At 45.7% G+C, this 19,152-nt stretch carries 16 protein-coding genes; 9 read left to right on the top strand and 7 right to left on the bottom strand.

Going from position 1 to position 19,152, the window contains the following annotated elements; all coding sequences use genetic code 11:
• A partial coding sequence (locus HP456_RS07940) for a glycerophosphodiester phosphodiesterase family protein (RefSeq protein ID WP_172249773.1) occupies positions 1-904 on the top strand: 904 nt, incomplete at its 5' end.
• A 77-nt stretch (positions 905-981) separates the two neighbouring features.
• Here the strand turns inward: HP456_RS07940 and HP456_RS07935 are convergent.
• On the bottom strand, positions 982-1,584 hold the full coding sequence (locus HP456_RS07935) for a DedA family protein (protein WP_172249771.1): 603 nt from the start codon (positions 1,582-1,584) through the stop codon (positions 982-984).
• A gap of 596 nt (positions 1,585-2,180) precedes the next feature.
• Here HP456_RS07935 and HP456_RS07930 point away from each other — a divergent pair.
• On the top strand, positions 2,181-3,683 hold the full coding sequence (locus HP456_RS07930; RefSeq protein WP_172249769.1) for a malate:quinone oxidoreductase: 1,503 nt from the start codon (positions 2,181-2,183) through the stop codon (positions 3,681-3,683).
• A 129-nt stretch (positions 3,684-3,812) separates the two neighbouring features.
• Here HP456_RS07930 and HP456_RS07925 read toward each other — a convergent pair whose 3' ends face one another.
• Positions 3,813-4,517, bottom strand: coding sequence for a DUF421 domain-containing protein (locus HP456_RS07925; RefSeq protein ID WP_172249767.1), 705 nt, complete (start codon positions 4,515-4,517; stop codon positions 3,813-3,815).
• A 293-nt stretch (positions 4,518-4,810) separates the two neighbouring features.
• On the opposite strand from HP456_RS07925, the gene HP456_RS07920 reads away from it, so the two are divergent.
• Together HP456_RS07920 and HP456_RS07915 are read left to right on the top strand one after the other, a co-directional pair.
• Positions 4,811-6,199 carry a YjiH family protein gene (locus tag HP456_RS07920; protein WP_172249765.1) on the top strand — a complete coding sequence of 463 codons (1,389 nt, stop codon included), beginning with the start codon at positions 4,811-4,813 and terminating at the stop codon, positions 6,197-6,199.
• A 163-nt stretch (positions 6,200-6,362) separates the two neighbouring features.
• Positions 6,363-7,562 (top strand): aminotransferase-like domain-containing protein, encoded by a 1,200-nt coding sequence (locus HP456_RS07915; protein ID WP_172249763.1) that lies wholly within the window; start codon positions 6,363-6,365, stop codon positions 7,560-7,562.
• Positions 7,563-7,641: 79 nt separating this feature from the next.
• Here the strand turns inward: HP456_RS07915 and HP456_RS07910 are convergent, their stop codons facing one another.
• The gene (locus HP456_RS07910; protein WP_246288871.1) at positions 7,642-8,259 is read right to left on the bottom strand and encodes a sterol desaturase family protein; all 618 of its coding nucleotides are present in this window, start codon (positions 8,257-8,259) and stop codon (positions 7,642-7,644) included.
• Positions 8,249-8,947, bottom strand: a complete 699-nt coding sequence (locus HP456_RS07905) for a GntR family transcriptional regulator (RefSeq protein ID WP_246288868.1) — start codon at positions 8,945-8,947, stop codon at positions 8,249-8,251. The genes HP456_RS07910 and HP456_RS07905 overlap by 11 nt, the downstream gene beginning before the upstream one ends.
• A 222-nt stretch (positions 8,948-9,169) precedes the next feature.
• On the opposite strand from HP456_RS07905, the gene HP456_RS07900 reads away from it, so the two are divergent.
• Together HP456_RS07900 and HP456_RS07895 are read left to right on the top strand one after the other, a co-directional pair.
• Positions 9,170-11,215 (top strand): bifunctional diguanylate cyclase/phosphodiesterase, encoded by a 2,046-nt coding sequence (locus tag HP456_RS07900; RefSeq protein ID WP_172249757.1) that lies wholly within the window; start codon positions 9,170-9,172, stop codon positions 11,213-11,215.
• A 156-nt stretch (positions 11,216-11,371) separates the two neighbouring features.
• On the top strand, positions 11,372-11,992 hold the full coding sequence (locus HP456_RS07895; RefSeq protein ID WP_172249755.1) for a PdaC/RsiV family protein: 621 nt from the start codon (positions 11,372-11,374) through the stop codon (positions 11,990-11,992).
• A 35-nt stretch (positions 11,993-12,027) separates the two neighbouring features.
• Here the strand turns inward: HP456_RS07895 and HP456_RS07890 are convergent, their stop codons facing one another.
• Positions 12,028-13,281 carry an Nramp family divalent metal transporter gene (locus HP456_RS07890; RefSeq protein ID WP_172249753.1) on the bottom strand — a complete coding sequence of 418 codons (1,254 nt, stop codon included), beginning with the start codon at positions 13,279-13,281 and terminating at the stop codon, positions 12,028-12,030.
• A gap of 613 nt (positions 13,282-13,894) precedes the next feature.
• Positions 13,895-14,797 (bottom strand): Gfo/Idh/MocA family protein, encoded by a 903-nt coding sequence (locus HP456_RS07885; RefSeq protein ID WP_172249751.1) that lies wholly within the window; start codon positions 14,795-14,797, stop codon positions 13,895-13,897.
• A gap of 156 nt (positions 14,798-14,953) precedes the next feature.
• On the opposite strand from HP456_RS07885, the gene HP456_RS07880 reads away from it, so the two are divergent.
• The 3 genes from HP456_RS07880 (at position 14,954) to HP456_RS07870 (ending at position 18,274) form a co-directional block, all read left to right on the top strand.
• Complete coding sequence (locus HP456_RS07880; RefSeq protein ID WP_172249749.1) at positions 14,954-15,115, top strand: cytidine/deoxycytidylate deaminase family protein; 162 nt, start codon at positions 14,954-14,956, stop codon at positions 15,113-15,115.
• 279 nt (positions 15,116-15,394) lie between these two features.
• The gene (gene zupT, locus HP456_RS07875) at positions 15,395-16,192 is read left to right on the top strand and encodes a zinc transporter ZupT (RefSeq protein WP_172249747.1); all 798 of its coding nucleotides are present in this window, start codon (positions 15,395-15,397) and stop codon (positions 16,190-16,192) included.
• A gap of 771 nt (positions 16,193-16,963) precedes the next feature.
• Positions 16,964-18,274 (top strand): uracil/xanthine transporter, encoded by a 1,311-nt coding sequence (locus tag HP456_RS07870; RefSeq protein ID WP_172249745.1) that lies wholly within the window; start codon positions 16,964-16,966, stop codon positions 18,272-18,274.
• 92 nt (positions 18,275-18,366) lie between these two features.
• Here the strand turns inward: HP456_RS07870 and HP456_RS07865 are convergent.
• On the bottom strand, positions 18,367-19,152 hold a 786-nt coding region (locus tag HP456_RS07865), incomplete at its 5' end, for a DUF2817 domain-containing protein (RefSeq protein ID WP_172249743.1).

Below are 19,152 nucleotides of genomic sequence, written 5' to 3'. Positions count from 1 at the left end.
CAACACGACTCTATTTACCAAGTCAGAAGGAGGGTCACCATTGTTATTGGCGCACAGGGGAATGTCCCAAACGTTTCCGATGGAGGGAATAGAGAGTGATACTTGCACGGCGGAGAGGATTTATGAACCGGAGCATCCTTATCTGGAAAACACGCTTCCATCCATGGAAGCGGCCTTCGAAGCAGGTGCAGACGTCGTTGAGTTTGATGTTCAGCCTACAAAGGACGGCCAATTTGCAATATTCCATGATTGGACACTGGAGTGCAGGACAGACGGTGAAGGGGTTACGAGGGAGCACACGATGGAGGAACTGAAACAGTTGGATATCGGCTATGGGTATACGGCTGATGACGGGAAGAGCTATCCTTTTCGAGGGAAAGGGGTCGGACTTATGCCCTCACTTGATGAAGTGCTGGCATATTTCCCGGAAGGTTCTTTTTTGATTCATATCAAAAGCGATGACCCGGAAGAGGGGGCGCAGCTTGCCCGTTATCTTTCCGAACTGCCGAAAGAACGATTACGTCAACTCACGGTGTATGGCGGCGACCAGCCTATCGAAGCACTGAAAGAACAACTTCCGGAACTTCGCGTCATGTCAATCGCCACGATGAAGAGCTGTCTGCTCCCTTATATGGCCGCAGGATGGACAGGATATGTTCCTTCTGACTGTCATAATAGGCAGATTCACATTCCGGAGAAATATGCGAAATGGATGTGGGGATGGCCGGATAAATTCATCAAGAGATTGGAAGATGCAGGTACGCGTGTAATCCTGGTGGCAGGTGACGGAGGATGGTCGGAAGGCTTTGATACGCCTGAGGATCTTGAGCGGCTGCCAGCTGGATATTCAGGCGGCGTGTGGACAAACCGGATTGAAAAGGTTGCTCCTGTTTTGCAAGAATGATCTATTGTGTTCGTTAAGGGAAAGGGGACCTGCTCTGTCCGGCAATCAGGACCTGCACAGAGCAGGTCCCTTTCAATTTAATTCCTTCTTTTCACAAACAAAATGACAAAGAGAATAAAAAGAATGGCTAAAATGGCGTACACCGCATTTGAATAAATATCCATGTAGGCTACGATGGTTTCCCAGGAGCTTCCCACTGCGGCCCCGATGTTCACGAGGACAACATTCCAGATGAGCGTCCCTAATGTCGTGAGCAACAGGAATGTGACAAAGTTCATGCGTGCCATTCCGGCCGGTAAGGAGATCAAGCTTCTTATTAATGGGACAAAGCGGCAAAAGAAGACGGTCCAGGCTCCGTATTTCATGAACCATTTGTCCGCTTTATGTACATCTTTTTTCGTCAAGCGGAGGATATGTCCCCATTTCTCGACAACCCGCTCTATTTTTTGCCGGTCCATGAGCAAGCCGATGCCATACAAAATGATGGCGCCTGCGACTGACCCAAACGTAGATACTGCAACCACACCGGGGACACTCAGTGATGAATCAGTGGTCATGAATCCGCCAAATGTAAGGATCACCTCTGACGGTATGGGAGGGAATAGATTTTCCAGCATGATCAACAGGAATATGCCTGTATATCCGAACTGCTCCATTATATCCGTAATCCAGCTTTCCATTTCGGTCGCTCCTCTGTATCCTGCTTAGAATGTAACTGTACGTGTGTTGCCATCCAAGAATACCTTTCACAGGATGAATAAGTTTTCTTCTATTCTATGTTTTCTTTCTTCCTATAACAAGCAACTCTATTCAAGCGGGTGATGAAGAACCATGTCGAAAATAAATTGCTCCATTCATTTTCTCCCGCCTGCAAACCCCGGTGTTCAGGCGGTTTCATGCTTTCCATCGGCCATGTGGATGGAATTCTCACTTTTTTATATGCTTTAAATAGTTTATAATTATCAGATAACAGTAGATATTTAGACTCATAAATCAGTATAATAGAATATGGTATGTTTAGTATTGTAACGGATAAGGTGTGTTCCTGGAGTGACGCCTTGCTTTGTTGTGAATTCCTGAGCAGGAGCGCCTACTCTTTTTTGAAGGCTCTATTCTAGAGGATTGTTGTTTACGTACATTGTGAAGGAAACGTAAAAAAGTGCGTAAACGTGCTCTTTTCGAACGCAAGCTTAAACAAAGCATTGTTCAAGTAACCGATACAACAAAGTTTGCGAAAAGAGCCTTTTTGAAAATATAAAGAGTAAGGAAGGTTATCATGAGCAGCATACAGAAAAAGACAGACGTTATTTTAATCGGTGCCGGAGTTATGAGCGCGACTTTGGGATCATTACTGAAAGAATTAGCACCGGAATGGGAAATCAAAGTGTTTGAGAAACTTGCGAACGCAGGGGAAGAAAGCTCGAATGAATGGAATAATGCGGGGACGGGCCATGCTGCATTGTGCGAGCTTAATTACACGTCCGAGAAACCCGATGGAACGATAGATATCACGAAAGCAGTCAAAGTCAATGAACAGTTTCAGATTTCAAGACAGTTCTGGTCTTATCTTGTGAACAGTAATCTAATTCAGAATCCACAGGATTTTATCATGTCCCTGCCGCACATGAGTTTGGTGCAAGGGGAAGAGAATGTCGCGTTTTTGAAAAAACGATTGGAAGCGCTGTCAGCCAATCCGTTATTTCAAGGGATGGAATTTTCTGACGATCCCGAGAAATTGCAGGAATGGATCCCTCTGATCATGGATGGCCGCACACAAAACGAACCGATTGCAGCAACGAAAATCGACTCCGGAACGGATGTCAACTTCGGTGCGTTGACACGCATGTTGTTTGACCACTTGAAGAGTAAGGATGTCGAAGTGAACTATAATCACAGCGTTGATGGTCTGAATCGGACGAGTGATGGTTCGTGGGAAGTGAAAGTCCATGACATCGACAGTGGACGGATTGAAACCCATACAGCTAAATTCGTCTTCATCGGAGGCGGGGGCGGAAGTCTGCATCTGCTGCAAAAAACAGGCATCCCTGAATCGAAGCATATCGGCGGATTCCCTGTCAGCGGACTTTTCATGGTGTGCAATAAACCGGAAGTCGCATCACAACACCATGCGAAAGTATACGGGAAAGCCAAAGTCGGAGCCCCTCCGATGTCAGTGCCGCATCTTGACACGAGATTTATCGACAATAAGAAAACGCTGTTATTCGGACCATTCGCCGGCTTTTCACCGAAGTTCTTAAAGACGGGATCAAACCTGGATCTGATCACTTCAGTGAAGCCGAACAACGTCTTCACAATGCTCGCGGCAGGCGCGAAGAACTTGCCGCTGACGAAATATTTGATCGAGCAGGTCCTGCAGTCGAAAGAACAGCGCATGGAAGAGCTGCGGGAATTCATCCCGAATGCCAAAAGTGAGGATTGGGATTTAGTTGCAGCCGGGCAGCGTGTACAAGTGATCAAGGATACCGAAGCCGGCGGCAAAGGGACCCTCCAATTCGGAACAGAAGTGATCAGCGGGGCTGACGGCTCCATCGCTGCTTTATTGGGAGCATCCCCGGGTGCTTCCACCGCGGTCCACGTCATGCTGGAAGTACTCGACAAGAGCTTTCCTCAGCATATGCCGGGGTGGGAACCGAAGATCAAGGAAATGATTCCTTCTTACGGAATGAAACTATCGGAAAATCCTGAGTTATTCCAGGAGATCCAAGCCTCCACAGCGGACACGCTGGGACTAAGTGAAAAAGCAGAGGCATTTAGTTAAATCATTGTATAATGAGCAGTGTTATGGCCAGAATCAATCCAGTGTGTGGATTGGTTTTGGCCTTTTATATAGTTTTGACTTCCGGGAAGGGAAGTCCTGCATAGAATTCAACAACGGTATTCGACAGAACTATTTATATAAAAATACCTTAAGGTTTTCTTTTCGGTCAAGGGTGGCAAGCAGAACGTTTTTAGGTTCGGTCTGATATTGTTTTTCCAGGCTTGAAGTCACCCAGTCCTCATCCTTCTGAATCTGAGTCAGTGCGGCGGGGTCTATTTTTCCTTCCTTAATAATGGTCCTTGGAAAATCGAAAGGCTCAGTTTCCACTTGGAGATCAGAAGGTGTCAGCGGTTCATATTTTGGTTCAAGAAAAACGGAAATCTTCCCGTCCGCCTCCCAGATCGCAAGGGCAACCTTCTTCACATCTTCAATTTTATCCTCACGCAGCTCCTCCATTAACACATCCAACGAGATTCTGGCTTTCTTCAATCCTTTATTGAGAATTTCCCCATTTTGAACAAGCGTAATCGGCGGCGCAGTGATAAGCTTTCTAAACCATGACCACTTAAGCAGAAGATACACACCTCCCACATAGAGTACCACCAATACAATGGTGGTGATGATGGACCCTTTCAACCCCAGGTTTTCATCTGAAAGCGGATGGGCGATAATGTTCCCGATCACTAGGGCAATGGCGAAGTCGAGAGGTCTGAGCTGAGAAATGGCCCGCTGCCCGAGAACTTTGCTGACGATCAATAAAAAGAAAAACGCAACGACAGCCCGGAGAATCCACTCAGTGGCTGTAAGTGTTTCCTGGCTTTGAAAGAAATCCATGCACGACACATCCTTTATTCAAGTAAGCTGCTCTTTAGTTTTACACGGATGGTTCATTTTTATAGATATGGGAGATGAACTGTTTGCAGGAGTGGGTTGAAGTTGATTTTTTTGGAGAGGATGGTCATTCCGGGGTGAGGGTTGAATTTGTGAAAAATTGAATCAGTTCACATTTATTTTTAAAATCACGGTTGTATATTTATACATAAAGATGTTATCTTATTTATATTCAGAAAATTTAACGGACGATTCACAACCATGAATTGTACAAATGCACCTGGGAGGGATTGTGTATGCAGGCAGGTAAGCTGCAACATGCTGAAGAAATGACTGAAAAAAAAGAGTTTACAGCGAAGCAATATATGAAGTTTTGGCTGCCTTCACTGTTCGGGGTATTGCTATTTTTAATCCCGGTTTCCTTCGACGGAAAGGTGACCATCGGGCTGGGTATACTGGCCGACGGACTGCAGGGAGCGATTGCGGATTACATACCTGTAATCATGACAAGTATCATCTGTTTATCTGCAATTGCTAGTTTAGTAGTCAGAGTTACCTCTATCCAACTGATCAAAAAAAGTCCATTCCTGACGGCGTTATTTGATGTTACACCGTTTTGGCTGGCGCTGCGTGGAATAGGGGCTTTATTCGCGGTCTTTACGTTCTTTAAGGTCGGCCCGGAATACATCTGGTCGGAGATTACTGGCGGGGTAGTGCTGTATGATTTGATCCCGGTGCTGATGGTTTGGTTTTTGTTCGCGTGCTTATTCATGCCGCTGCTTCTTGAGTTTGGATTGATGGATTTCTTCGGTACATTGGTTCGGAATGTGATGGTGCCGCTGTTTAAATTGCCCGGACGTTCATCAATCGATGCATTGGCATCATGGATGGGAAGCGGGACTGTGGGAGTCTTGTTGACGACGCAGCAATATGAAGGCGGTTATTATACAAAAAGGGAAGCGGCGGTCGTCGCCACAAATTTTTCAATTGCATCGATTGCCTTCAGTCTGGTGATTGCCAAGTTTTTAAGCATTGATCATCTGTTTGTACAATTTTATCTGACGGTGGTCGTGACAGGAGTGATCGCTGCGATTATCTGTCCTAGGATACCGCCTCTTTCTTTAAAAAAAGAAACGTATTATGAGCCGGTCGGGAAGCAGATCGAAGAGGATGTACCTGCAGGGATCTCCAATTTCCGCTGGGGGCTTGAAACCGCAGTGGAAAAGGCTGATCAGGTCAAGAGTTTCCGGAGTGTGGCTGGAAGCGGGGTCAAAAATGTGGTGGATATCTGGTTCGCACTGATACCATTAGTGATGGCGATTGGAACGGTCGCTCTTGTGATCGCGGAATTCACGCCAATCTTTAATTATTTGTCCTATCCATTCGTTCCGCTCCTTGAATTATTGCAGATACCAGAGGCAAAAGCGGCAGCACCGGCAATGATCGTGGGCTTTGCAGATATGTTCCTGCCGGCTGTCGTCGGCAGCGGAATCGAGTCGGAATTGACCCGTTTCGTCATCGGGGTCATGTCTTTATCCCAGTTGATTTACATGTCTGAAATCGGGATTCTCTTATTAAAATCAAAGATTCCCATTTCGTTCCTGCAATTATTCGTCATCTTTTTGCAAAGAACGATCATCACGCTGCCAGTAGCAGCATTGATGGCGCATTTGTTTTTCTTTTAGGTGTGAAGTGGAAAGCATTGGCCATGGCCAATGCTTTTTATTGGGTTAAAGTGAAGCAGAGCCTGTGTGAGATTTTTATAGTGATTCATATACAATATATAGAAGTACCCATCCTCTTCTTATACAATGAGGATAAACAAAGAATGGAAAGGGGTATGATCGCGTGAATCCGGAATCATTTTTTTCGAGTAACATTAAACCTGCTTTACAAAATGATCCGCCGGGGGGATGGATGCCTGATATTCCGGCTGATTGCATCCGGCTCAGTTCAGGTTATCCTGCACCCGGGCTGATTCCTGTGAAGGAGCTTGAAGCATCGGTTTCAAAACTCCTGAGAGAGGAAAAGGATCTGCCGCTTCATTATCTGGGGAGCAAGAAGGTGGAGGAACTGAACACTTTTTTACAAGCTTTGATGGTTGAACGTTCCATGCTCAGACAGAGTGATGGAGTACTGATCACATCGGGTGCATGCCAGGCGATTGATTTGATTGCCCGGCTTCTTATTGACGATGAGACGGTCGTAGTGGTGGAGTCCCCGACGTATATGGAAGCGTTGGAGATTTTTCAAAATTATACGAAGCACTTTATCAGTATCGGAGTCGATGATGCTGGACTTCTCACGGAACAACTGGAAGTGGAGCTGGCGGGAAGAAAAAGGAATGGACTAAAGCTTCCGCGGGTATTGTATACGATCCCGACGTTTCAGAATCCGACGGGGACGACGATGTCTGAGGAACGCCGGGAACATCTGTTGAAGCTTTCGAAGGAATACGATTTCCTTGTGATTGAGGATGATGCCTATGGGAATGTCTACTTTGAGCAAGGCATGGATTCATTGAAATCGATGAGCAGGGGGGAAGACTCCCGGGTTCTATATGTCGGTTCTCTTTCAAAGATAGTGGCACCGGGTATGAGGATTGGATGGGTCGCCGCTGATAAGCAATTCCTTCAAGGGCTCTCATGGTTCAAGAAGGATCTTGATCATCCCTTTGCTCAAGCAAGCATGGGGGCGTTTCTGGAGAACGTGGATCTGCAGAAGCACTTCACCACCTTGAGGAAGGTATATCGTGATAAGTGTGACCTGTTACTTTCCGAACTGAAGCAGCATCTTCCTGATTCTGTTTCCTGGTTTGTTCCCAAAGGCGGTTATTTCGTTTGGGTCAAGGTGCCGGATATTGATACTTCGAAGTTGCTGGAACATGCTGTTGCAGAAGGGGTCTCCTACGTACCGGGCAAGTACTTCTATTTGAATCAGCAAGAAGGTCTGGAATATCTGCGGCTTTCCTTCAGCTATGCGAGTGAGAGTGACATTTCGGAAGGTGTAAAAAGGCTGGGGAAAGTGATTCATTCAGCGGTTTACTGATAAGAGTGTTATGAAAAAAAGCATTCATCTTTTCAGAGGTGAATGCTTTTTGGTCTTTTTAGTGTGCCATTCTAAGATCCTAGGCCCGTTTCTCCAAATCCTTTGCCGTCTCGCTCAGTTCCACGTCCTTCTCATCTTTCAGCGTCCCGAATAATGCATCCACAAACGGGGTGGACACGCCGTACCAGTAATTCTCATTTTTATAATGGTGCAGGACGTGTGTCTTCTTCAGCCATCTGCCGAATTTTGTCTTCGGTTTAAGGGGGCGGTGGGCGATGTAGTGTTTCCATTCGTATACGAAAAACATGACCAAGAGGCCGGCACTGAACGCAAATGTGGCCGGGGCGGAATCTGACAGGGAATAAAAAATGATGCTTAGCGCAAGTAAGCTCGGGGCGCTGTACCAGATCGGCAGGAATAGCAGTTTCAGGTCATTTGGTTTCTTATGGTGATCATAGTGCAGCCGTTTGATCAGCTTGAACAGGATCGTATTCTTCGGGGCTTTGATGTGAAAGATGAATCGATGTGTAAGGTACTCGCTGAACATGTAGGTGACGATTCCGATCATAAGAGATAGCGGGGTAAGAAATGTCAGTTTCATTGTAAACAGGAAGGTGAGGACGCCAAGAAAAATAAACCCCATGATCAAAATATCGATATGAAGGAAAAAATCCCTGTAAACCCCTTTACTTTTCATATTCATCTTCTCCATTCATATTTCGTTTCCAAAGACTCAGGCTTTTCTTCATCATCGCTTTCGCAGCGTTCTCTGCTTCCTCGGGGTCTCCCTTCAATACGGCTTTCAATAGTTCATCGTAATAGGAACGGGAAGCTTGCCGATGTTCAGGGTCTGAAAAGTATTTCACAGCCATCTTACTATATATATTCTTGAAACTGTTGAGAATGAGCAGGTAGATGGGATTGGAACAAAGTTCGGCGGTGCCGAGCTGTAAGTGCCAATCGAAATCGGCATATGATTCTGCATCGTCCTTCAGTTCTTCGACGTCCACAAACAAGGAAATGACTCTTAGCCGGTGATGATTTATCGCGTCCTTTGTATAAGCTGGTGTCAGGGAGATTCTGAGTTCGAGCATATGGCTGATGAAGTCATCAGGTATGTCTTCATGCTGCTCGAGGATATTGGCGATCGTCATGAGGTTTCCTTGCTTCCAATAATCATTTACGATGGCTGGCTGACCCTTCCGGATGGTGATCCACCCGTCGCGTTCCAGACGCTGCAATGCCTCCCTTACCGTGGGTCTTCCAACATCAAAGCGGGTTGCGAGCTCCCTCTCCGGCAGCAGTGATTCATGAATGCGGCAGGTTCCTTCCAGGATCGACCGGATGATCTCCTTTCGGATCCCGACAGATGTACGTTCTTTCATCGTGCACCTCCTTTCTGGTAATACCATATGTTTAATATGGTATTACCATTATATGTAGAAAGGATGTTAACTTGTCAATATTATTTTCAGAATATTCAAATAGATGACCTGGGAAATATTATTGATTTATTTATATATTTCTTTTTCTGCTAACTTTTGTATAATTTAACATAGACCAGAATGGGGCTTTTCTACTTTGATGTTAAATGAGGTTGTTGTGTTATGTTCACTTTACCGGAATCAGAAGGTTTACAGGTCCTTTATGGTGACTATTCAGTAGTAATGGTTTTGTTGTCCATCGTGATTGCCTGCTGTGCTTCTTATACGGCTTTGTCCATGAATCAGAGGATGCAGCAGAATAGTTTTTTTCATAAATCATTCTGGCTTGTGCTGGCATCGGTGGCAATGGGATTGGGGATTTGGTCCATGCATTTTATCGGGATGAGCGCGTTTATGCTGCCCGTCTCGATGTCGTATGATTTATTTTTGACGATTGTTTCTGTTTTTCCGGCTGTGTTTGCTTCGTATTTGGCTTTTTATTTTGCCAATCGGAAGAAAAAGGGTCATTTGCCGTCGATCATGGCGGGTCTCATCATGGGCGTGGGGATATCCGGAATGCATTATATCGGGATGGCCGCGATGGAGATGGATGTGGAATATGTCTACAAGCCGTGGATCCTTTTGGCATCGGTGGTGATTGCGGTTGTCGTTTCCTATGTGGCTTTGTTCATCTTCTCTACCCTGCAAAAGTATATGGGTAATCAATGGATAAAGGTACTTACGTCTGTCCTGATGGGGCTGGCGATTACGAGTATGCATTATACCGGGATGGCGGCCGTCGTCTTTTATACAGATAACCCCATCGAACATGACTTACATGGAATGCACAGAATGGATATGCCGCTTCTCGTGATCGTGGTGACCATCGGCATATTTGTTTTACTGGCGGTCTCAAGCCTTGCGGGTCTCTTGGATCGTTATGTTGATTATCGCCTGCATCATTTTGACGCACTGACATTGCTGCCGAATCAGCGGCAGTTTGAACAGGATCTGAAGAACACCAGGGGAACGGGCAGTCTTGCCATCATCCACCTTCATGATCTGGAGAAATGGATCGGCGCCTATGGCTATTCATTTGGAGATCAAGTGATCAAACATGCGGGGGATGTCCTTGCCGGTTTGAAAATGAATCCTTCAAAGATCTACCGGATCGAAGGGAATCGCTTTGCGGTTTTTCATGCTGATGAACGAGGATCCAACGTATTGAAGGCATGCATGGAGAGAGTCTTGGCTGAGCTGAAACAGCCTTTACTAATCGATGATTACAGTGTCGTAATCGAAATGGTATGCGCCGTCTCCCATAGTGATAACAGCGACCGGAATCGCTTGTTATCAAATACGATGGCCGTCCTTCAGCACTCCTCAATCCGGTATCAGCACGAGGTGATCGAATACGACCCGTCCATTCATACGTACAGCTTTAAAAAACAAATTGTCCAGGATATACATTTGGCGATTGAATCAAATGAGTTATTTCTGGTATATCAGCCGAAAGTTTGGCCTGAAACACGCAATGTAACAGGCGTAGAGGCGTTATTGCGCTGGGATCATCCTATTCACGGATTGATCTCGCCGGGTGTGTTTATTCCGATGCTGGAGGAAAGCGGGAAGATTTTCGAGGTGACGGACTGGGTCATCGCCAATGTCTGCCGGCAGGTCTCCAGGTGGCTGGAAGAGGATGTCGCGTTCGAGCAGGTGTCCATCAACATTCCCGGGCCGTATGTGACGTCTTCCCGGCTATTATCGGTACTCAAAGAACAATTGGAGAAGCATGAGATTGACAGCCGCTACATTGAGCTTGAGATCACGGAAACAAGTGTCATCCATGACATTGAAAACGCGATTACAGCCGTCGGCCGCTTCAGGGAGATGGGTCTGTCCGTCGCACTGGATGATTTCGGAACAGGATTATCCTCCCTGTCGTATTTAAGGAAAATCCCGATATCGACCATCAAGATCGATAAAACATTCGTTGACGGTGTTCCGTTGTCTGATAAGGATTCAGCATTACTGAGGGCGATCATCACATTATGCTCTTCCTTAAAGTTGAAAGTGGTCATCGAAGGAGTTGAATCACAAGAGCAAATCGATTTCATCGCTTCGATTATTGAGACGCCCCATATACAAGGCTATTATTTCTCGCCGCCATTACGTGAGGGGGATTTTGCTCACTGGCTCAAAGAAAGGGAATTAGTGGAGAACGTTTAAGGTGGTTTGTCATGAAGAATCCGGCTTTATTATTCCTCTGGGATCATTTTGCTCAATTCCGGAACAAAACTGTGAGTATCCCGCCCGTCCTCACGGATTCACCTTGGGCGCCCTCATGAATACAATGGGGGTAAAAAGAGCAGAGGATGAGTTAAGATGCCCACATCATTACCGGTAAGCATCAAGACGAGGATGATAAGCAGCGGACCGAAGCAGACGGTTTATTATCCGAGAGCAGCAGAAATGAAGAAACGGGATTTTCAACGAATCATCAACCATACCATTGTTCATGAAACCCAGAAACTGATTCATGAGCAGGTTGGAAATATGCCATCGACCGTTGAAGAAATGCAAGGTTCTTTTGAAATTAAAAACAACCAGCGTGAGGTATTGAGTCTATCACTCTCCAACTATACGTATCACTACCATGCAGCGCACGGGATGACATTCATCAGGTCTTTCACTTTTGATATCGAGAAAGAGAAGCTTTGCAGTTTAAAAGAATTATTCAAGCCGAACAGCGATTATGTGAAGAGGATATCGGACCTCGTTGCCCTGCAGATCAAACAGAGGGACATCCCGCTCCTGGGAGAGTTTACAGGCATCCGCCCCGACCAGGACTTTTACATTGCCGACAAGGCGCTTGTGATCTATTTCCAACTCTATGAAATCACGCCATATGTCGTTGGATTCCCGATGTTTCCGATCTCTGTGTACGATCTGCAGGATATTATCGAGGAAGGCGGACCGCTCGGGCGGATGGCAGTTAATAATTAAGCCGGGATGCATGTGCCCCCGGCTGTTTTTGCGTATTAAAAAATGGAAATCAATTTCGTCACGGCAAGGATCGCGAATAGCAGGATACACGCCGCGAAAACAATGTTTGCTAATGGGCTGTTCCGGTAGTCCTTGTCCACTTTTTTCGAATTTAACAGCCAAATCAAGCTGAACGACAAGAACGGCATGAATAACGCACCCAATGCTCCGTACAGGATGATTAATTGGACCGGTTTACCGAAGAACAGCAGCAGCATCGGCGGGAAAGTGAGCCATGCAAGGAAGAGGCGGTATGCCGGATCCTTCTCTGTTACGGGACGGTCCGTTCGTTTCTTGATGATCCTTACAAAGTCGGCAAACAAGTAGGGGACACCGTTCCATACCCCTAGGAGAGAAGAGAACGCCGCAGACCAGAAGCCGATCAGAAACAGCCATGATACGAATCCGCCATATTTATCCCCAAGCAGACCGGTCAATTCAATAAGGCCTTGTTCTCCCTTCAGGTCAATTCCTGTACCGTATAAAAATTGGCTCCCCACAATGAGTAAGGCGAGGGTGAAGATGGCCGTCATGGTATAGGCTGCCTTGGAGTCCAAACGCATGGTAGGAACCCACTCCTTGCCGCTCCATCCTTTCTCCTTCAACCAATACCCGTATGAGGTCATTGTGATCGTTCCTCCTACACCGCCTACCAAACCGAGCGCAAGCAGGAATGAGCCTTCCGGAATGGTCGGGACAAACCCTTTCAGGAAATCTCCCAGGTTAGGCAGGAATAAGGCTGCAGAACCAACGACGGTCACGAACATCAATCCGATCAAGAACATCATGACCTTTTCAAATAATAGATACCGACCGGTCCACACGAGTAAGAAACCGGCAATCGCATGGATGACTGCCCACGCCCAGAAAGGCATGACCGGAAACATGGTCGTCATGGCAAGGGCACAGGCCGACGCTGCTGCAGCGCCGTAGACAAATCCCCAGATGACAGCATAAATGCCAAAGTATCCCGTTGCCCATTTCCCCATCTCCTGCCAGCCTTCCAGAATCGTTTTTCCGGTGGCGAGGTGCCAGCGGCCGACTCCTTCATTCAGAAAATGCTTGAGAATCGAGCCGACGACAATCGCCCAGACGAACACCAGTCCGAAACCGGCCCCGGCAACAAGTGCAGCAACGAGATCCCCCGTGCCTACCCCGGTTGCAGCAGCAACGAATCCCGGTCCGATGAGGGCGATCCTCTTTTTGAACGATTTAGGTGCTTGACGATTTGTGTTCACTTCCAGTGACATATTGTTGCTCCTTTCCAGATGTAAGCGACTACATTATTTAAGTGACGAAAATTTAGAATATTAGTACTTTACTATGGTAAACGTTTTTATTCAATCGACGCAACCTCTCTTTGGAGATGAGGCGCTGGATGCTAATGAGTGAAAAGGCGGGCGAATGATTCTTTTTTCTTAGAGAAAAGAGCTGTTTTTCCTTGATTGTGTGTGTTTTTATTACGTCACGCCAGTGTTGGGTGGTTCTGCTCGGTCAAAAGTATTATTTTAGTTCAAATTTGCAAATTTTAAGGTTTTTGAGGTTGTGAAAGATTGGCTATTTTCGAAGTTGGAGACTTTTTATCGATAATAGGGGTTTTAATATCGATAAACTTCGGATTTATTATCAGAAAACGACTATTTATTACCGAGTTTGAAGCTAATATCGCAACCGGACTGATCTTTTAAAAAGCAGGCTGTTGTGCTCGATTAGATAGGGATGTGATCATTTCTTTGTTCCTTGTTCCTTGTTCCATGCGAAAGCCAAATTAAAAAATCCGGAGACCAGTGTTGTCTCCGGATTAATCATATAGTCCAGGTACATGCTGCCCAAACGGTTCTCCGCTCAGGCCGGCGCACCTTTTCATCCTTCGATTTCTTTGACAATTTGCTCGCAAACCTCATGGGTGGTCAATGAGTCGCGAATGGATGGGGCGGGCATTTTGCCGTTCTCCACACAATCCAGAAAATGGTCACAGAGCTGGTAGAATCCCCGTTTATAAAGGGTGGACTCCCAATCACCGAATTTGGAGATGCTGATTTCCTTGTTGTGATATTGAGTGGTTTCAACTAGGCTGTTTACTACAAATTTACGATGTCCGGCATGATACTCGATGGTTTCTTCTGTCACTCCGCCATTTCGGTTCATGATGCCGATCGCGGTGCAGCCGTCACCGAGAAGCTGTATGACGAGATGATGGAGTTTATCCCCGTTTTTCAAGCTTTCCACCTTTACGTCTTTCACGTCTGTATTCATCAGGAACCGCAGCGTATCGACGACATGAATGAAATCTTCGACGACAAATCTTCGTACATGTTCTGGTGAGGCGAAACGGTTTTTCTGCATCAGGATCAGGCTGGCTTTCCCATGGTCTTTCAACTCTTTAACCATTGGAATGAAGCGTCTGTTGAAACCGACCATCGCAATTTTGTTTTGATCCTCAGCGAGCTTGACGATTCGTTCTGTTTCTTCGATGTTCATCGAGATGGGCTTGTCGATATAGACGTGGATCCCGTTCTCAAGCAGTTTCTCTGCTATATCATAGTGTGCTTCCGTTGCGGTGCTGATAAATGCCGCGTCTATATCTTTCGTGAGCAGTTCCTCTGTTGACTGAACGTTCTCATGGATTCTATATTTCTCTGCCAATTCGTTCAGGGTTTTACCATTTCTTGTACAAAGGACGAGTTCTACTCCTTCTTTTTCAGAGAGAACAGGCAGATACGCTTTTTTGGCAATATCACCTAACCCGATAATTGCTACTTTCATTGGAGATCACCTCAATCATGTTAATCTTCTTCTTTAAGTAATATCGTACAAGTTTAATAAGGATAAATCTATCTTGCTGACTCACCTCAGAGAACAGAAAGTTTTACCAGAAAATTCTATTTGCTATGGTAAAATAATATCTAAAAGGAGTTGTGCATGATGAAATGGAATGAAATTCCGCATGCGTGGCAGCGAACATTCGAAGTAGCTTGGGAGTCCTTTCTGGAGGGATCACGGCCTATCGGTGTGGTCGTGGTGAATGACGTGGGAGAGATTATTTCTACTGGGAAAAGCTGCGATCGAAGTCATGAAAGATGACTTTGAAGTCTCAAGGGTCTTTTCAATGCCGGTCCCATGCTGCTATATATGAGCATGGGACCGGCATTGAACTTGAATGGGCGGAATAACTCTGCAGGCATGCCATATAATAAAAAGTGAACCGGGAATTACCAACCCTTCATATCTTTCTCTATGGATGATTCAACTGATGGGTCCAGGCAGAGAACCATAATGACTGAATTACAATCCTTTAAAAACTACTAGCAGAGAAGTAAAATAAGAGTGGATTATATGCGTTTATGATGAAGGAGAAAATATATGACTGAAAATTTGGTATTGGCATTCGGGTTGACTCTGATGGCAGGGCTGGCAACCGGTATCGGCAGCTGCCTTGCGTTCTTTGCTTCGACGACGAATACGAAATTCCTATCCATTTCACTCGGCTTTTCAGCCGGGGTGATGATTTATGTATCAATGATCGAGATTTTTGTGAAAGCGAAGGATGCACTTGTATCTGCCATGGGTGTGACTCAAGGAAACTGGATGACCGTAGGAGGATTCTTCGGTGGGATTTTGTTGATCGCCATGATCGATAAATTGATTCCAAAGCAGGGAAATCCCCATGAATTGAAGAAAGTGGAAGACATGAACCAACCCGGGAATGCGAAGTTGTTGAAGATGGGGACATTCACCGCGCTGGCGATTGCAATCCATAACTTCCCTGAAGGAGTCGCTACGTTCACATCGGCCATGCAGGATCCGTCACTGGGAATTGCCATTGCGGTGGCGATCGCGATCCATAATATACCTGAAGGAATCGCCGTTTCTGTCCCGGTTTATTTTGCAACGGGTGATAAAAAGAAAGCCTTCAAGCTTTCCTTTCTTTCGGGGTTATCGGAGCCGGTGGGGGCAGTGGTGGCATACTTGATTTTAATGCCTTACTTGAACGGTATCATGTTCGGGATCATCTTCGCTGCAGTTGCGGGAATCATGGTATTCATCTCACTTGATGAACTTCTCCCCGCTGCACAGCAGTACGACGAAGCCCACCTTTCTATTTACGGCACGATTGCAGGCATGGGAGTAATGGCCGTCAGTTTGTTGTTGTTTATTTAAAAGAAGAAGTAGGAACGGAAGTCGTTCCCTTTCGAGCGGATATGGATGAAAGACTTAATGGTAATCAAAACCCCTTTGAGTTAAATCAGCGGGGTTTTTTAGTTGGTTGGCGGAGTGGACTGTATTCGGCATCAGAATGGTATGGGTTGATCATGGATAATTTTGTTAAAAAGCAGGATTGTTGATTGTTTTGACAGGATTATTGGCCGAATCGGCAGAATTATAGTTAAGTAGGCAGGATGATGAATGAGATCGGCAGGAATAGAGTACGAAACGGCAGGAATAACTTCAGCACGAACTCCACTGAGCCATACTAGGGTATGGGGAGGGTATGATTATCCGGCCATCAGTTGAAAATCTTTAAAACGTCTGGTAAAACATGTTAATTGGCAAAAATGTTTGAGATTCCGGCAAGAATAACTCCAGTTCCGGCAAGATTAATGCCAGAATCGGCAGGATGAACAACCAATCCGCCACTAAAACCAACTTGATTGCCTCGCTTGCCTATATATTTAAATAGTAACGGTATCCAATTGGATTCCGGCTGGTTTTCTAGAATACACTTATTTTAAGAGGCTGTTTTCTAAAAGATTGTTGCTTTTCGTACATAGTCTAGTAATCTGGATATAGCTTATACACGATCTCTTTTCGATTTCTAGCTTACACAAGAGTTTGACGCTCCATTGAAATTAACCGGTTCCGGTATTTTCCTGTGTGTTAAGCAAAGTAAGCGAAAAGAGAGCTGTAAGAAAAGATTTCAGGAGGGGACACATGAAACCATTATCAAGAGCTGAAACGGCTTTTTCATCTTTGCAGTGGCTTTTTTTTATTTTTGCCAATACGATTGTCGTCCCTGTATCAATTGGGGCGGCATTTGAGCTCCCTTCCTATGAAACAGCCGTGATTCTGCGCACTTCTCTTATTTTTACGGGGATCGCTTGTATGCTGCAGGGGCTGTTCGGACATCGTTATCCTTTAATGGAAGGTCACTCCGGGGTGATGTGGGGAGTGGTGCTGAACTTGTGTGCCGCCGCACCTTCGCTCGGAATGAGCCTGACGTCTGTAGGAGGGGGTATTGCTACCGGGATGATGGTGTCTGCGGTGGTTGTGCTCATTTTGGGGGCAGTGAGGAGGTTGTCCCTGATCCGGAAGGTCTTTACCCCGATGGTCATGAGCGTTTATTTATTCCTGTTGACGTTTCAGCTTATCCTCATCTTTTTCAAAGGAATGTTTACATTTTCAGACAATGGGAGTCTGGTCATTCCTGTCAGTCTGTTCTCCATTCTTGTAGTGGTGCTGGTGGCGCTGCTGAAAATCAAGGGAAACCGGTTATTGAGCAATTTCTCAATATTGATCGGCATGCTGGCGGGATGGATCGGCTATGTTCTGTTGTTTCCTTCCGAAAGCATGGCAGGACCGGAATCGGACGGTTCCTTCTTCTTATTGTTCCCGTTCGGTGAGCCGAACCTGAATGGCGGTATCGTTTTTGTTACATTTCTTGCGTGCATGATGAACCTGAGCAATACGATTGCATCGGTGCAGGCGGCGGCTCAGATTTTCGAAGAACCTTCATCGGAAAAGAGGTTAAACGCATCGTATTTATTAACCGGCACGTATTCGATTATTGGTGCTTTTTTCGGTCTAATTCCCTACGCACCGTTTGCTTCCTCCATCGGATTCCTGGAAAGCACGAGAATCCTCCATTTGCGGCCGTTTCTGATCGGTGGTGCTCTTATGTCCCTTTTGGGGGTTATACCGTTCCTTGGTGGCGTTCTGGCCGATATGCCCATCACAGTGGGGAATGCTGTACTGTTTACAGCTTACTTGCAGTTATTCGGCACATCGTTAAAAAGTTTGCAGGGTACCGTGTTCAATTCCGTCACCATTTACCGACTGGCGGCTCCCGTACTGGTGGGAATGTCCATTATGAATATGGATCCCGAAACATTCAGCAGCCTTCCGGTTTTCTTACAGCCGATTGTGTCGAACGGATTCATAGTAGGGGTGTTCATCTCCATTGCACTTGAGAAATGTGTAAATTGGGACCGCTATGGAGAGATACAAAAAGCAGAGTCTGCTTGAGAGGGCCAGGGGAGGGCGTAGCGAGTCCTTTTAAACAATCAGGATATCTAGTTATAAAAAAGCTCCCGTTACACCAATGACGGGAGCTTTCATCATGATATCTTTAATATCCCTTCCTTGCCCAATACCGCTTCCATTCCAAGACGGCCTTCATCCAATATGGATTTCTTCCAATCGTCATTCAGAGGGTAAAACATCTCTCTGAATTCGGAAAGGATCCATTCCCGGTCAACTTGCTTTTCCGCACCATCCCAGTATAGGCGGTTTTCAAGTATGATGGTTATGAACTCTCTTAATTCAGCTTTTAGTCCGCTTCCGAACGTACCGAATTCAAAGAGGGCAGAGAATAGATAGGTTGAAGGATATTGTTCGTTTTTAAGCTTGTGAAAGTGATTAGTAGAATCGCCTTTTACTTTTATTGGTGTAAATTTTTGGATATTCTTCAAGTCGTATATGGCTTTTAGTTCCTCTTCCCCGCGTTCGTCCTCTGAGGAAACGACCATGGTGATTTCGTTGGCAGGTCCAAGGGCTGTATGCCAATCCATATGGATGACGCGAGGATAGTCGGATAATAGCTGGTTTTGTATTTTTTTTAGGAAAATTGCTGTTTCTTCCTCTTTTTTCCCTCCATAATAGACGCCTCGTTCAAATTCGAACTGTCCCATCCCTTTTGCTTCCTTGATTGCACTGTAGCCTTCTGAAGAGATGGCTTTAACAAGCTGTGTCTGAAGCTTCATTTTCTCTTTGGATAAGTCCGTTATTTTCCCGTCAGGGAGGAATAACTCATTCTCTTTCTCATAATTCTTGTTCACATTATGAGGAACAGAAGCTCGGTTATATAGGTAGTTTCGATTTAAGTCGACATTATTTTCAGTGAC

The sequence above is a fragment of the Bacillus haikouensis genome (assembly GCF_013179555.1).
In the GTDB taxonomy this organism is placed as follows: Bacteria; Bacillota; Bacilli; order Bacillales; family Bacillaceae_B; genus Rossellomorea; species Rossellomorea haikouensis_A.
This window is presented reverse-complemented; position numbering and strand designations above follow the sequence as displayed.